This is a genomic window from Lederbergia citrea (assembly GCF_018343525.1).
Classification (GTDB): domain Bacteria; phylum Bacillota; class Bacilli; order Bacillales; family Bacillaceae_C; genus Lederbergia; species Lederbergia citrea.
This window is the reverse complement of the sequence record NZ_JAGYPH010000002.1, coordinates 291480-306306: the sequence shown is the minus strand read 5'-3', so window position 1 is coordinate 306306 and position 14827 is coordinate 291480. Positions and strand designations below refer to the sequence as shown.

The window sequence follows — 14827 nt, the reverse complement described above, 5'->3', positions numbered from 1 at the left end:
AAGAGAAAACTCCTTCTAGATTCCACATTGTTTCAGGTCAACCACATTAGCCCGAAGTTCGGTTCATTAATTCAACCTTCAAAGGATCTGGTTCAAAGTCAAACTTCTGTTCTAGCATTTTAAATAATGTTTGAGCAGCAGCTATGCCCCATTCCTTTCTTGGAACTCGAATCGTAGTAAGTGATGGGTTAAAAAAATGTGACATATAAATGTCATCGAAACCGACGACAGCAATTTCTTCTGGAACTTTTAAGTTCTTTTCCTGAATCGCCTTAATTGCTCCAAGTGCCATCTCATCATTAGCACAAACGATTGCTGTTGGCAGATTGCCATCCGACTCCGACAAATACCTTCTCATTTCCTCGTATCCACTAATTTCCGTGAAATCAGCACGGATTAAATCCTGATCCGAAAAAACCACTCCTTGATGATAAAGCTCATTCCTGAACCCTTGCAAACGTGTTTCTCCATCATATGACTCCTCGGATCCAGCGATATAACCAAATCGCTTATGGCCTTTTTCTAATAAATATCGGACAGCGATGATTGAACCTTCCTCATTCGGAAGAAGAACATTTTTTATGTATGGATTTTGCAATTCGCGATCCAACACTACGCATGGTAGTCTTTCATTAGCCAGTGAGGCGAGAAGCTCGTCTTCCATGTGGTAGTTCAGGATGATTGCGCCATCAACATACCTTTCCACGAGCAATCTGTGCGTATCAGATGTTGCACAGACGACAAGCTCATAGTTATTTTTCATCACAATATCCTGGATGCCTTCCACCATGTCATTAAAGAATGGACCGGTAAATCCACTTAAAAACAATCCAATAATATTTGTTTTTTGCTCTTTAAGGTTCTTCGCAAGGCCATTGGGTCGATAGCCGATTTCTTTTGCTGCAGTCAGTACTTTTTCCTTTGTATCCTTTGTAATCAAGGAACTGCCATTAATGGAATATGATGCGGTCGAAACGCTCACACCTGCGCGTTTTGCCACATCTTTTAAAGTAACCAATTACCATCCTCCTTTGATTTGAAACGTTTCAAAAATATGGCAACCAACTACTTTTGAAACGTTTCAATTAATTACCAATAAATAATATTATTTTCTCTACTTTCATCGAAACGTTTCAACAACTTTATTATAAATTGAATTGTTATCGTTTACAACAGGAAAATGTCGATTTTTATCAAAATATGTTTATAACAGCAAAAACCTCTCCCATTCAGGACGAGGTTTTTGCTGTTATAAAAGAATTTATTTGTCCAGCTACAGCGCCCAGCGACTAGCAAACTTCAGGATTCTTCCTACGATAAGTCAACATCGGTTCGCCTTTCAGGCTCACCGTGTTTCCTTTATCTCGTCAGAATCCCTATAAGTTTGTACGTCGCTTAACGGGCGCTTCCACTTTTCTTTACACCCACCACATTGCAGCAGGTTGTTCATTTATTAATACAGATTTCAGGTTGCTTACTGCACGTTGGAAACCTTCCTCAACAGACATAAGCGGATCTTCGTGCTCAATGCTGACCACATAGTCATATCCGTATGTGCGAAGTGCACTCATCATATCTGACCATTCTTTTACATCATGGCCGCATCCAACAGAGCGGAACATCCAAGCTCTTGTTTGAAGCTCAGTGTATGGCTGCATATCTGTTAGGCCATACATATTGACGTTATCTTGGTCGATATATGTATCCTTTGCATGGAAATGGTGGATTGCATTTTCTTTACCTAAGATTTTAATAGCAGCTACTGGATCAATTCCTTGCCACCATAAGTGACTTGGGTCAAGGTTTGCTCCGATTGCATCACAAGTTAATTCTCTCAGTTTCAAAATAGTATAAGGAGTGTGAACAAGGAATCCACCGTGTAGCTCTAGGCCAATTTTCACATTGTGATCTTGAGCGAATTTACCCCATTCTTTCCAGTAAGGGACAAGTTTCTCCTCCCATTGCCATTTTAGAACGTCGCCGAATTCATTTGGCCACGGTGCTACTGGCCAGTTAGGATATTTCGCATCTTCTTGGTCACCTGGTGTTCCAGAGAAAGTGTTAACAACAGGTACATTTAACAATGATGCAAGCTTAACTGTTTTTACAAACGTTTCGTGGTGATTCTTTGCAAGTTCTTTGTCTGGTGATAGTGGGTTACCATGACAGCTGAATGCGCTAATTGTTAACCCTCTAGACTCTACTTGATGTAAATAGTCTTTGCGTTTTTCTTCACTTTCAAGCAATGCATCAAGGTCACAGTGATTATTTCCAGGATAGCCTCCCGTACCAATCTCTACTGCATGTAAGCCAGATGCTTTAACATGGTCAAGCATTTCTTCGAAAGATTTTTCCGCGAATAAAACAGTAAAAACTCCTAGTTTCATAGCTAGATCACCTATCCTTCTATTTTTTTAACACACTTCTTAAAATTGATTTCTAAGGTGTGGGTTAACCTGACATGGATACCGCTTATTTTTTCACTTGTACAATTTGTTTTGTTTCGCTTGATTCAAGCGCAGCAAGTACAACATTCAACGATTTCATTCCTTCTTCCCCATTAATAGGAGGTACGGTATCGTTTACAATGCTGTCAACAAAAGTTTCAATGACTCTCGTGCTGTTTTGTCCACCGTCTTCATTAGACTGGATTTTTCCAAGTTCATAGTTTACAGTTTCACCATTACGGTATTGAACGACCAAGGAATATTCAGGATGGTCTTCAAGCCTTAAAACGGCATTTTCCCCGTAAATAATTGTGGAGTTATCTTCTCTTCCATACGCCCAGCTTGCTGCAAGCGTACCCACGATTCCACTCTCTGATTTCAATACACAAACGGCATTGTCGTCGACTGTGCTATTTTCTTTTGCACTTGACTCAACAAACGCGCCAACTTCAACGAATTCTTCCCCAAGTAAATAGCGAAGCAGATCTGTTTTATGTACGCCAAGGTCGCCCATTGCGCCAATAAACGCTTCCTCTTTTCTAAAGAACCAGCTTTCTTTTCCATCGATACTCCAACCTTCTGGTCCCGGATGTCCGAAAGCAGTTCTAAAGCTATGAATCTTGCCAACTTCGCCTTTTTCTATCAATTCTCTAGCTTTTGCATGGGAAGGAACAAAGCGTTGGTTATGAGCGATCATCAATTTTTTGCCGCTTGCTTTTGCCGCTTCAATCATTGCCAAAGCATCTTCTTGTGAAGTCGCCATTGGTTTTTCACATAGAACATGTTTACCTGCATTTAATGCCGCAATAGACATAGGTGCATGTAAGTAGTTTGGTGTACAAACGGAAACGATTTCAATGTCTGCCTCGGCAAGCATTTTCTCATAATCTGTGTAAGCTTGAGCTCCGTATTTCTCAGCCATCTCATCAGCGCGTAATTCAACGATATCGCACACTGCTGTAATTTCTACTAGATTGTTAGCTGCATATTCAGGAAGATGACGGTATCTCGAAATACTTCCACAGCCAATGACTCCAACTTTAAGTTTACTCATATGTATTTTCCCCCTTGTAAAGGTGACTTGCTCTTGAATCAATCCTATCAGATAATTTACAATCCTTCAATCTATTTAATCGTTTAAACCAAGTGTGGTAAACTGGATAAAAATATTGATTTTTAGGAGTGAGTATATGGACTTTTCTCAAGTTAGTATCATAGCTATTATATTAGCCGTAGTGGCTAATACTGTTATTGGCGCTTTATGGTATTCCCCCATCCTATTTGCAAGTGTATGGATGAAAAGCCTCGGTAAAACAGAAGAGGAATTAAACAAAAGCAACGCCAATATTGGGTATATGCTGACGATGATTGCTGCAATAGTCTCTGCTATTGTTCTCTCATTATTTATCAGTATGTTAGATCATGTGACGGTTGGAAGTGGTGCATTAATTGGCTTTTTAGCAGGTCTTGGGATTGCCAGTGCCCGTGAACTTTCACCGACTTTCTTTGAGGGAAGAAAGCTTACGTTGTTTTTTATAAGTGCTAGCTATCATGTCGTTTCGCTCACGGTTATGGGAATGATCATCGCTTGTTTTATTAAGTGAATTTTATCCAACCACTTCCTGTTAGAAGTGGTTTTTTATTTTTTATACGTAGATTCTGCTACGTGTTTGACACGTTCTAGAAAAGAAACAACTATTTTATCGCTTGAAAACATCAGAAGTGGTTTAAGAAACCACTTTAGAACTTTATTCGTTGCTATATAACGAAATTGTGTGCTCATTTCATCTATTTTAGTTAACTCATAAAACGCGGTGATGTCGAAACAATTCGCAAGGATAAATCCGATCTTTAACTTCTTTTGATTAGGTTCATCAACATATATTAGCGTCTCAACGTCATACTCTTCAATGCGTTTTCCCTCTTTGTATTGTTGGCGGTATACACTCCCAACGAATTCTTCCGTCACTTTCACTGGTATATGTTCGACCACTTGAGGCATGATCGATTGCATTTTTTCAAGCGAGCCATCAAACAAATCCCAGATATGCTCAATTGGAGCATTTATGACAATTTCCTTTGTCCATTGTTTCACTTACCTATCCCCGTCCTTTACTTTTTATGGCTTAAGAGCCAAGAGTATAAATCCGGATTATTGTAAGTTTCTGTCCAAGAGTCGTGGTCTGCTTCCGGGTATACGGTAAACTTCACATTTCCACCTACACCTCGAAGCGCCTCTACCATTATCTCACTTTCTTCAAGAGGAACTACATCGTCCTTGGCACCGTGAAACGCCCATACCGGAACTTCTTTTATCCGCTCAATATGCTCTGTCGAACCACCACCGCAAATAGGAACAGCTGCGGCAAATTTACTTGGATACTGGATGGCTAATTCCCATGTTCCGTAGCCACCCATACTTAGCCCCGTAACATAGACCCTCTGTTCATCGACACGATAGCGCTCAATGATATCATCAACGAGAGCTGCAAGAGAATCAATATAAAGATGCCATGTGGAATATCTAGATAATGGACATTGCGGAGAAACAAGGATAAACGGAAAGTCTTGTTCTTCAGCCAATTTTGGCGGTCCATATAATTTAACAAGATTAAGATCATCCCCGCGCTCACCCATTCCATGTAAAAATAAGACTAATGGATAGGATTTTTTCTTATTTTCTTCATAATCTGCTGGAAGTGATAATAAGTAGGATAAGCGAACCTCCTTTGTAATCGAAACTTCCTTTTGAAAGTTACAATATTGCTGACTCATTTAATTTAAACCCCTTTATTAGTTTAATCGCCTTCTATGTAATTCGATAAACTGATGATATATCCTTCCCTTCTTCAAAAAAAAGAAGCTTAATTGCCTCTTTAATGGCGATTAAGCTCCGTACGGCCGGAATCCTTCTTCCCGTAAATATTGTTCAGCTTCTGATTGTGACGCAAAGCTTTCTTCCAAATTTAAACCAGTGTATATATTCCAAAGCATATCTTCATGCATGAGAATGAGCGACTGGCCCTCTTGATTGCGCCATTCTTGTTCAATCGGCGATTCTTCCCTTACTTCTTCGGATTCTTCATCAGATAAATATTTTATTGAATCTGCGATAATTTTTCGCAGATCTTCTTCTGATGCTTCTCGTATATTAACGAGTCCTTTATTATCAGCGTTATATTGTGGCAAATCTCCCACATATACAAAGCCATTTCCATTTGGATGAAGATGATGAACGACAACTGTTTTATCAAATAGACTGTCTTCAAAATGATAATTTAACCGTTTCAATGATACTTCTTTACGAGTCAACTGAGGAAAAGATTCAATGATAGCTTGTTTCTGTTCAAATGTAAGCATGGTGTGAAGCCCTCTTTTCAATTAAGGTGAATTATGTTTAGTATATCACTTTAACTTGATTACATTAAAACAAGCAACTCTTATTCCTCAATCGTGCCTCCTAGTTCAATCACCTCACCAACACCAAACTCTCCTCCTGGATTAATTGGGAAAAAAGGAAGACTGGATAGGTCTATAGCTTCGTATGAGACGGATGTGCCTCCATCTGCAACCATGCTTTTTCCAATGATCGTGCCCTTAATCGTACCGCCGCCATTTAAAGTAAATTCCGCATTCGGAGCAAATATAAAAGCGGGATTACCGCTTCCTCCGCCGTCTATCTTAACCGTTTTGCCGCCAGTAAAAATATGTCCTTGAAAGCCGCCTCCGCGCCCAATTTCAATATTCGCATCTTCGGCATAAAGTGACGCATACACCTTTTGATCTCCAGCTAGCTTGACGGATTTTGGCTTACTCGTATCCCCGGTTCCCTTTAAAAAAACATTCAATTTATTAAAAGACTGGCCGCCATTGATCGTACTTCCCGATCCCATCGTGATATTTCCATTCACATAGATGGTTAGTTTCCCTGTGCCGATAATCTTAATATGACCATTAATAACATTTAATTCATCAACTACAATCGCTTTATCCGCGTTCCCTATATCAATTGTCAATGTATAGTTGTTCGTGAGTTTAATTTCTTTAAACGCCATGTTTTCATTTAAAATAAGCCTGTAATTATCCGATATATAACTATCAATTAAAAGATTTCCATTATTAATAACCCAATAACTATTACCAGAAGAATTCTTAATTTCCTTGTTCGCAGGGATGGGATACTGAGGAAACTTTGGAAAAGCTGGCAAATTAAATGAGTACGCTGTTTCCCCATAAGTAATTCCCCCATCAATTTTTGCGCCACCTGAGATTGTAATCGGATTTACATTGGCGGCTAAAGTAGTTGCTACTTTACCATTGATAGTCGCGCCTCTTGATAAGTTGATATTTCCTTTCATGAGAACTGCTAAATCTTTGGGGAGATTTTTACTAGGATTGTAACCGCCATCTCCAGGGTTCTCTGTAGCTTTGCCACTCCATGTAACTTTGAATCTTCTTTCCAACATTCGAATTTTATTGTCAATCTTCCCTTTGGACTTTACAGTATAAGCTCCTTTCTCCGCTTCCTTCTTAACCCAGACATCCGCTGTTGGTTGGCTTCCGAAGTTTTCCTCAAAAGTGGGAGGAGGAAGGGAAGCAAAGAAACTATCTGCTTTTGCATAAAATTCATTTTCTGTTTTAGCTTTTATTTCTCGTACCCCTTTTTTAATATCACTCATTGATTGTACAATGCCAGCTTCCGCAATATAGTAGGTAGACTGATCTTTGCGCTCTCCAGCACTCATTTTCACATTATTTATTCCGAGAGCAAGCAGGCTCATGCCTAAAATAGTGAACATCACTAGAACAAGGAGCACGAAGACGAGCGAACCGCCGCTTTCATTTGCTAATTGTTTGCGTATTGTAACTTCCCTGTTCATCGCCGGCACCTACCTTCTTAAATAAATAGTGGTTGAGATTGACTCTTTTTTACCATGACGATCTTGGATACTAGTAATTATCAGGCTAACCTGATCTAATAATTGTTGGTTCACTTTGAATTCACTTATATGATCGATGACTGGTATGCCATTTTTCTCAATGGCTGTACCTGAATGTTTATAATTGTCTGGGCCAATAGTTAAGACATTATCTTTAACAGTGACGTTCTTGGCTTCGGCTTTTCTAATTTCTTTTGTAATCATTTTTGCTGCGAGGCGGACATTTGCCTGATGATCGATTTTCTGCGATTGGCTAACAAACTGCTTCTGCCCCAAAATTTGCACATTGCTGATTAATACAAGGACCATCGATAAAATGGCAAGTACAAGCAGGACCTCTAATAGTGTAACTCCCCGATTATTTTTCAAGTAATCTATCATTTTTCTTCCTTCCATAAGATCCTCGACTCCATTTGAGCTGCTGGCTTCGTATCAGCAGGATGATTAAATACTTTTACTAGCACCTTTCCCACATAATCTTGATCTTTTGGTGAGACCAGTTCTATAGAAATGTAAAAACCCTTATCTCTTTTCGTAAAAGTCGTTGTCGTCTTCTTTGTAAATTTACCTTCATCTACCAACTTTTCTAACCCTTTATCGTAAGAGTTATTGGTACTTATTTGATAAATATTCTCCATATGCGTTTGTGCCATATATGTTGCGTCAATAATATCTCCAGAGTGTTTATTCGTCTTGGCAGATTGGATAAACATCGTCAGGAAAGTGACAATTACAATCGAAAGAATAACCATGGAAAGCAGCACTTCTATTAAAGTCATCCCTCTGTTATCCGTTTTGGCTCGGCACTTAGCTAACATAACTATCCACCTTCTTCGTTTCTTGCTTGCTCTATAAAAATGGGGGTTTTTGCCTATTTTCACTATCATTCTAGCATAACTACGCACTATATATTGGTTTTTTTCAGGTTGTGCGCAAGATATTTTTTGACCGGTTATTTGCCGCATGGGTCCCCGATTTTTCCGAGGACAAGTTTTCATGTTATTTTGCATACTATTTACAAATGATGTTTGACAAAAAAGGAGTAGAGGATGACTGAAAACGTATTGCTTGCGTTTGGATTGACGCTGATGGCAGGACTTGCTACAGGAATTGGAAGTTTTTTCGCTTTATTTACATCAACTACAAATACTAAATTTCTATCATTTTCCCTTGGTTTTTCTGCAGGTGTGATGATATATGTATCCATGATTGAGATTTTTCAGAAAGCAAAATACACATTGACTACAGCACTCGGAATTGAACGGGGAGCCTGGGCAACAGTCGGCGGTTTCATTGGCGGAATGATTTTAATTGCGCTGATTGATCAGTTCGTCCCCAGACAAGGAAACCCACATGAAATTAAAAAAGTGGAAGAGATGAATACACCGGGGAATAGCAATAAGGATCCCGAATTAATGAAAATAGGCATTTTTACAGCAATGGCCATAGGAATTCATAATTTCCCTGAAGGGATTGCCGCTTTTGCAGCAACTTTGCAAGATCCCTCAATCGGAGTAGCGATTGCCATAGCAATTGCCATTCATAATATACCAGAAGGAATTGCTGTTGCTGTACCTGTTTATTTTGCAACAGGGAGTAGGAGCAAAGCTTTTAAGCTATCATTTTTATCCGGACTTTCAGAACCAATCGGCGCCCTAGTTGCCTTCCTGATCTTAATGCCTTTTTTAAACGATGTTTTATTTGGAATTATTTTCGCTGCAGTGGCAGGGATTATGGTGTTTATATCTCTTGATGGATTATTGCCTGCTGCCAAAAAATATGACGAAGCACACACCTCCATTTTTGGACTAATTAGCGGGATGGCTCTGATGGCCGTCAGCCTTTTACTTTTCTTATAAAAAGATGATAAACATAAAAAAGCCGATATCCCCTATGAATAGGGAATATCAGCTCTATAAATTTACACTTTTTGAATTGGATTTAGAAAAGATACGAATTACCAAATTAAATAGCGGTTCGAGAAGATGTCTTTGCCAAATAACCATGAATGTAACTAGTAAAGCAATGGTCGCTCCAGCTGTCACATCTAGAGGATAGTGGACACCGATAAAAATTCTTGAAAGTGCCATAAGAACAGCAAAAACTAAAAAAATACCACCGATCTTTCTTCGTTTCCAAAAAAGGGCGAACGCCAAAGCAAACGATCCTGCCGAATGATTGCTTGGGAATGATGGATCTAAGCTTGTTTTTTCAGAAAGCAAATTAACTGCATGATCTACAAATGGGCGCGGACGAAAATACATCATTTCAATCAGCTTGTTTAATCCAAGCGCAATAACGGTTATTGTTAAGGCAAAAAGGACAATTTGGCGATTATTATCCTTATTTCCCGATTTCGTAAACCATAGCCATACAAATACCATTCCTATTAAAATTGGACCGTATTTGGAAAATAATATGACCATTTGATCAATTAAATGATTTTTACCAGCAAACTGGTTGATCATTTCAAAAAGTTGATAATCTAGATTCAATTCTTTTTCTCCTAATATATGACATTGTTAATATGGAAATTTATGCAATATGCAGACCACGTAATTATAACAAAGTATGAGAGATCGTTATATTTTTTTCTTAAATTTATAAAAGTAGACCGTAATGAAGATGAAAGCAGCTATGCTTAAACCTATTAGCAAGTTCTTTTTTATTAAATGATGAAACAATTCCCACTGTGGTCCTAATAATTTTCCAATCGAAATAAATGTTGACGTCCAAATGAGAGCCCCACCATAAGCAAAAATCATATAGGCCCTAAACGGAAGCCTTGAAACACCTGAAAAGTAACCAGTGAAATGTCTAACCCCAGGGATAAAATAACCGAAAATCAATACTTTATTTCCATGTTTACTAAACCAGGCTGCGGTTTTGTTCAGTCGCTTAGGTCCTAAATAAAAGCGATGTCCATATTTTTCAAAAAAAGGGTGTCCTAATTTGTAACCAACAAGGTATGTGATCGTCATGCCGGTGCAACTTCCCATCCACGCTGCCAAAATACTTGTCACCCAATTTAGGTGGCCTTGATAGACGAGAAGACCCGCATAACTCATCAAAACTTGGCCTGGAAGAGGAAGTGCAATCAATTCGAGTAAAAGGGCGATAAAAATTACAACATATCCATATTGATCAATATATGATGCAATAGAACCCACTTGTCTCCCCTTCCTCTCCTTGATTTTCCATCAGGCATCATCCGTCTTCCGCAGCATGCTTTACACTATTAAAGAGATAAAAAATCTCAAGTAATATGATATTCAGTCCTAGCCAAACACCGCCAAAAACAAAACCGGCTACTATATCACTTGGGAGTTTCGCGTTAAAGTTTATTTGAGCAATAGCCATTAGTACTAATATCACGATAACCCCCACGATCGCAAAAATGCGGTACCATCCATTATGTGAATAACGGACGAATAAATATAAAAAAAACCCATAAATTACAATGGCCATTAAAGATTGTTCACTCGGAAATGAATTGGTCAGTGGTTCGATAAATGATAGATGATCTGGAGCAAGTCGATGAAAAAAGCGCCTTAAACTCTCTTCATATAATTCTCCGCCAAAAACAACAATTGCTAGGGATAATACTCCGTAAAGCTTCAACTTATCCCGCCATAGGATCCACAGCAATGTCAAAATAATAACGACGATGAGAGCCGGCACTGATTTTGCAACTAAAAAGACCTTCAGCACTAAAGTCCATTGTTCTTCAAAAAAAGATGAAACGAGAAGTGTAGTAATTTCATTAAAATCATTCATTTCATTTCCAAGAAAATCTTGTATCAAATCAATCATTAAAATGATTAAGGACAGGGTTGCCATCAAAGTGAAAACAATAAAAAGCAGCGCAACCCCGCTACTTTTAAACAGAGTCGTTACTTTCTTTAACATGAAAATGGTTTTTTCTTTTAGTAGTTGCTTATATTTACGATAAAAATAAACTGCAATCAAGACGACAACTGCCATTGATAAGCCTATTAGCAAATATTTTTTTACCGAGTTGTGAAATTGGTCCCATTGCGGCCCTAATAATTTCCCAATCGTAATAAATATAAAAGTCCAAATAAATGCTCCACTATAAGCAAATAACATATAAGTCCGGAATGAAAGCCGAGTTATGCCAGAAAAGTAACCGGTAATATGCCTCACGCCAGGAATAAAATAACTAAAAATCAACATTTTATTTCCGTATTTGCTAAACCATTGTGAAGTCTTTTCCAATCGATCTGGCCCCAAATGAACACGATGTCCATGCTTTTCGATAAAAGGAGTTCCTAATTTATAGCCAATAATGTATGCAATCGTCATTCCTGTACAGCTTCCGATTCCCGCAGCCAAGATGCTTATCATCCAGTTTAAATGGCCTTGATAGACGAGAAAGCCGGCATAGCTCATCAAAATTTCACCGGGTAAAGGAAGCGCAATCAGCTCGAGCATCAAGGCGATAAAAAGCACAATATATCCATATTGATCAATATAAGCTGTAATGATTCCCACTTGTTTTCGCGCCCTCTCTATAGATGCATTCCGTACCGGGTCATGTTACGAGCGGAAGCTGGATGCTAATTTGTGTCCATTTACCTTCAGAGCTAGTAAGCAATAGATTACCTCCGTAATTTTCCACCAACCGCTTTGCAATGGACAGCCCTAAGCCACTTCCACCACTTTTGCGGCTTCGTGCTTTATCTACACGATAAAAACGGTTTAATACAAACGGAAGATCTTCCTTTGGAATCCCTATTCCGTAATCTTTTATTTCAATGGTAAATAAATTGCCGGTATTCACTGTTCTTACATCAATCACTTTTTTATCTTTCGCGAATTTTACAGCATTATCAAAAGCAATTAAAAGAATTTGTTCCAAGTAACGGCTTGGAATTTTTATGAGAGAATGTTCATTTGCCTCACGGTTTATATTTATTTCAAAATCATTGTTAATGAGCTTAACATTCTCTAATACCCTGTCTATGACGACGTTTGGTTTAATCACATCAAAATGGATTAAATCTTCTTGATGATTTGCATCGGCCCTTGATAGTTCAAGGAGCTCAGCGACCAGCTGAATAAGCCTGTCGACTTCTTTTAGGCTCAATCCAATCGATCTCTCTAAAACTTTTGGATCTTCCTTCCCCCACCGATTAATTAATGAGAGATGGCCATGAATAATCGTTAAGGGCGTTTTTAGTTCGTGGGAAGCATCTTCAACAAATTGCTTTTGCTGCAAAAACGACCGTTCAAGATCATCCATCAAGTCATTAAACATCATGCCTAATTCGGTTATTTCATCTTTATGTGCTCCAATTTGCACTCTTTCTTTCAATCCCTTTTTCTTTATTCTTTTCATCGTATCTACTATTTTGTTGACAGATTTCAGCAGTTGGTGGCTAATCAGCCTCCCGCCTAATAAACTCAATCCGGTGGCACCAATCCCACCTGCTATCATCACAAAAAAGAAGTATTTCATCAGCTCATCAGATTTTTCTAAACTTCGTCCAATTTCAACTGTTCCCTCGTTAAATGGGGCCCTTAATACGAGTATTCGATCCTCATTGATTTTCACTTCATCTAATTCCGAACGGTTAACTAGTTTCGGTTTAATCTCGTCTTCTGGAAAATCATCGGATGTTGAAAATACTTCTTCTCCCTTTTGATTCAGAAGCCTGATCATTTGGGATTCTTGATTGATTTTGTCCAAAAAATCATTTGCTCGTTGAATGTCCAACCCATTTTGAGCATGATTTGTATCTTTTAAATAGGCCAATACTTCATCCATCCTTGTTTGAATAGTCTGCTTTTCTTGAGCTATTAGCCAATTCTGGATAAAAAAATACTGAAATAAATTATAAGAGAAAAATAACAAAATCATTAAACACGATGACCATAAGGTCAATTTCCACTTAATGTTTAAGTCAATTAGCTTTCGTGTTAATTTCATTTACGCATCACATATCCTGTGCCTCGTATTGTTTGAATATAACTTTCCTTATTACCCTGGCTGTCTATTTTATTTCGAAGATGCCTTACATACACGTCCACCACATTCGTTTCTACGATCGAGTCATATCCCCAAATATGTTCCAATAACATTTCTCTTGTTAACACTCGATTGATATTTTTCATCAGCATTAATAAAAGATCATATTCTTTTTTCGTTAACTCAATTAGCTCGTTTCCCTTTTTCAGCATCCTGGATTCAACGTCTAATTCTAAATCCTTAAAAGTTAATGCCAACGGTGTGCCTTCTAAGATTTTCTCTTCCCGTCTTATAACAACTCGAATCCGAGCAAGCAATTCTTCAATCGCAAATGGCTTAGGTAAATAATCATCAGCACCGCTATCTAATCCTAATACCCGGTCCATCACACTGTCCCTAGCTGTAAGCATAATAATCGGCGTATCTTTAATGCTTTTTAATCTGCGACATACTTCCATTCCGTTTAGGCCCGGCAGCATTAAATCCAACAATATGACATCGATATTTTCATTTATAGCTAAATCAAGTCCTGTTCGTCCATCATAGGCAACCATTACATCATAGCCCTCATGCTTTAGTTCCAGTTCAATAAATTCAGCTAAGCCTTCTTCATCTTCGATGATTAATATCTTTTTCATTGTTATGACCTCCTTTTTTAGAGGATATTCAACAATAGTATAACCTAACCTTGTTACACAATAAGAGAATCCCATCTTGAAAAACAGATGGGATTCTCTTTGTGCTGCATTACATCAATTCAAAATTAATCGTCGTTTTGTTCCCCGTCATTTTGACCATCGTCATCATTCGTTTCGTCATCGCCATTTTCAACCTTTAGCACTTTTCCAGTCTTTGCATCAATTTTCACATCATGCCTTTGTCCTTGTTGATCGGTAATTTCGATTCCGTATACTACGACACCATTTTCATCTTCAAGCTCAACATCTGTCGCTTTACCCTTTATCTTACCCTGTGCAATGGAAATACTTTCTTCTTTTGTTATTTTAGCTTCTTTTTGTAATTGGGCTTGTTCAACTTCATCGCTCACTTCTGCATCATTATCGCCCTCTTGGTCATCAGCCTCTGATTTTAGCACCTTTCCTGAGTTAGCATCGATGATGACTTCATGTTCCTTTCCGTTTTCATCCTTGACTTTAATGTCGTAAGTTAATGTGCCGTGTTCCTTCTCAAGTTCGACATCAGTCACTTTACCTTGGAATTCTTTTAGAGCAATTTCGATGCTTTGTTCCTTGGTTATTTTAGCCGTCTCTGTTGAAGGAGATGCAGAAGCAGGTTTGATTAATGTTGAGCCGGCAATCCCGCTCCCGATAATTGTTAATGCTAATGCTGGTATCAAAATTTTCTTTTTCATGATTTTCACTCCTACTAGTTTATTTGTTCGTCTTACAAAACTAATAGTAATTGATGATCATGAAATCTCTCTGAAT

The 14827-nt window shown here is 38.3% G+C and carries 17 protein-coding genes; 2 read left to right on the top strand and 15 right to left on the bottom strand.

Translation table 11 applies throughout. The annotated features are described in order from the left end of the window. Positions 1-46: 46 nt before the first annotated feature. The 3 genes from KHA88_RS10685 to KHA88_RS10675 form a co-directional block, all read right to left on the bottom strand. Positions 47-1018, bottom strand: a complete 972-nt coding sequence (locus KHA88_RS10685; protein WP_213121898.1) for a LacI family DNA-binding transcriptional regulator — start codon at positions 1016-1018, stop codon at positions 47-49. A gap of 400 nt (positions 1019-1418) precedes the next feature. Beyond that, complete coding sequence (locus KHA88_RS10680) at positions 1419-2387, bottom strand: sugar phosphate isomerase/epimerase family protein (protein ID WP_213098621.1); 969 nt, start codon at positions 2385-2387, stop codon at positions 1419-1421. Positions 2388-2472: 85 nt separating this feature from the next. Then, positions 2473-3501 (bottom strand): Gfo/Idh/MocA family protein, encoded by a 1029-nt coding sequence (locus KHA88_RS10675; RefSeq protein ID WP_213121897.1) that lies wholly within the window; start codon positions 3499-3501, stop codon positions 2473-2475. Between the two features lie 136 nt (positions 3502-3637). Between KHA88_RS10675 and KHA88_RS10670 the strand changes: the two genes are divergently transcribed. Beyond that, positions 3638-4051, top strand: coding sequence for a DUF1761 domain-containing protein (locus KHA88_RS10670; protein ID WP_213098623.1), 414 nt, complete (start codon positions 3638-3640; stop codon positions 4049-4051). Between the two features lie 35 nt (positions 4052-4086). On the opposite strand, the gene KHA88_RS10665 is transcribed toward KHA88_RS10670, so the two are convergent. From KHA88_RS10665 to KHA88_RS10640, 6 genes are all read right to left on the bottom strand, one after another. Next, positions 4087-4542, bottom strand: a complete 456-nt coding sequence (locus KHA88_RS10665; RefSeq protein WP_213098624.1) for an SRPBCC family protein — start codon at positions 4540-4542, stop codon at positions 4087-4089. Between the two features lie 17 nt (positions 4543-4559). Then, positions 4560-5222, bottom strand: a complete 663-nt coding sequence (locus KHA88_RS10660) for a carboxylesterase family protein (RefSeq protein WP_213098625.1) — start codon at positions 5220-5222, stop codon at positions 4560-4562. Positions 5223-5333: 111 nt separating this feature from the next. Then, on the bottom strand, positions 5334-5807 hold the full coding sequence (locus KHA88_RS10655) for a hypothetical protein (RefSeq protein WP_213098626.1): 474 nt from the start codon (positions 5805-5807) through the stop codon (positions 5334-5336). Positions 5808-5887: 80 nt separating this feature from the next. Next, entirely contained in the window at positions 5888-7327 is a 1440-nt protein-coding gene (locus tag KHA88_RS10650; protein ID WP_213098627.1) for a DUF7305 domain-containing protein, read from the bottom strand. A 9-nt stretch (positions 7328-7336) separates the two neighbouring features. Next, the gene (locus KHA88_RS10645; protein ID WP_213098628.1) at positions 7337-7783 is read right to left on the bottom strand and encodes a prepilin-type N-terminal cleavage/methylation domain-containing protein; all 447 of its coding nucleotides are present in this window, start codon (positions 7781-7783) and stop codon (positions 7337-7339) included. Beyond that, positions 7765-8205 (bottom strand): prepilin-type N-terminal cleavage/methylation domain-containing protein, encoded by a 441-nt coding sequence (locus tag KHA88_RS10640; RefSeq protein ID WP_213098629.1) that lies wholly within the window; start codon positions 8203-8205, stop codon positions 7765-7767. The genes KHA88_RS10645 and KHA88_RS10640 overlap by 19 nt, the downstream gene beginning before the upstream one ends. Before the next feature lie 231 nt (positions 8206-8436). Here KHA88_RS10640 and zupT point away from each other — a divergent pair, with 231 nt between their 5' ends. Beyond that, positions 8437-9246: a zinc transporter ZupT gene (gene zupT, locus KHA88_RS10635; protein WP_213107634.1), complete on the top strand. Its 810-nt coding sequence runs from the start codon at positions 8437-8439 to the stop codon at positions 9244-9246. A 54-nt stretch (positions 9247-9300) separates the two neighbouring features. On the opposite strand, the gene KHA88_RS10630 is transcribed toward zupT, so the two are convergent. From KHA88_RS10630 to KHA88_RS10605, 6 genes are all read right to left on the bottom strand, one after another. Further along, positions 9301-9882: an undecaprenyl-diphosphatase gene (locus tag KHA88_RS10630; protein ID WP_213098631.1), complete on the bottom strand. Its 582-nt coding sequence runs from the start codon at positions 9880-9882 to the stop codon at positions 9301-9303. A gap of 87 nt (positions 9883-9969) precedes the next feature. Beyond that, complete coding sequence (locus KHA88_RS10625) at positions 9970-10557, bottom strand: DedA family protein (protein ID WP_213098632.1); 588 nt, start codon at positions 10555-10557, stop codon at positions 9970-9972. Positions 10558-10594: 37 nt separating this feature from the next. Continuing rightward, positions 10595-11902, bottom strand: coding sequence for a VTT domain-containing protein (locus KHA88_RS10620; protein ID WP_346728963.1), 1308 nt, complete (start codon positions 11900-11902; stop codon positions 10595-10597). A gap of 40 nt (positions 11903-11942) precedes the next feature. Further along, positions 11943-13271 carry a HAMP domain-containing sensor histidine kinase gene (locus KHA88_RS10615; RefSeq protein ID WP_249308496.1) on the bottom strand — a complete coding sequence of 443 codons (1329 nt, stop codon included), beginning with the start codon at positions 13269-13271 and terminating at the stop codon, positions 11943-11945. Between the two features lie 65 nt (positions 13272-13336). Continuing rightward, a complete protein-coding gene (locus KHA88_RS10610; protein ID WP_213107632.1) occupies positions 13337-14017 on the bottom strand; it encodes a response regulator transcription factor in 681 nt (226 codons plus the stop codon). A gap of 125 nt (positions 14018-14142) precedes the next feature. Then, on the bottom strand, positions 14143-14751 hold the full coding sequence (locus KHA88_RS10605) for a PepSY domain-containing protein (protein ID WP_213098635.1): 609 nt from the start codon (positions 14749-14751) through the stop codon (positions 14143-14145). Positions 14752-14827: the final 76 nt, after the last annotated feature.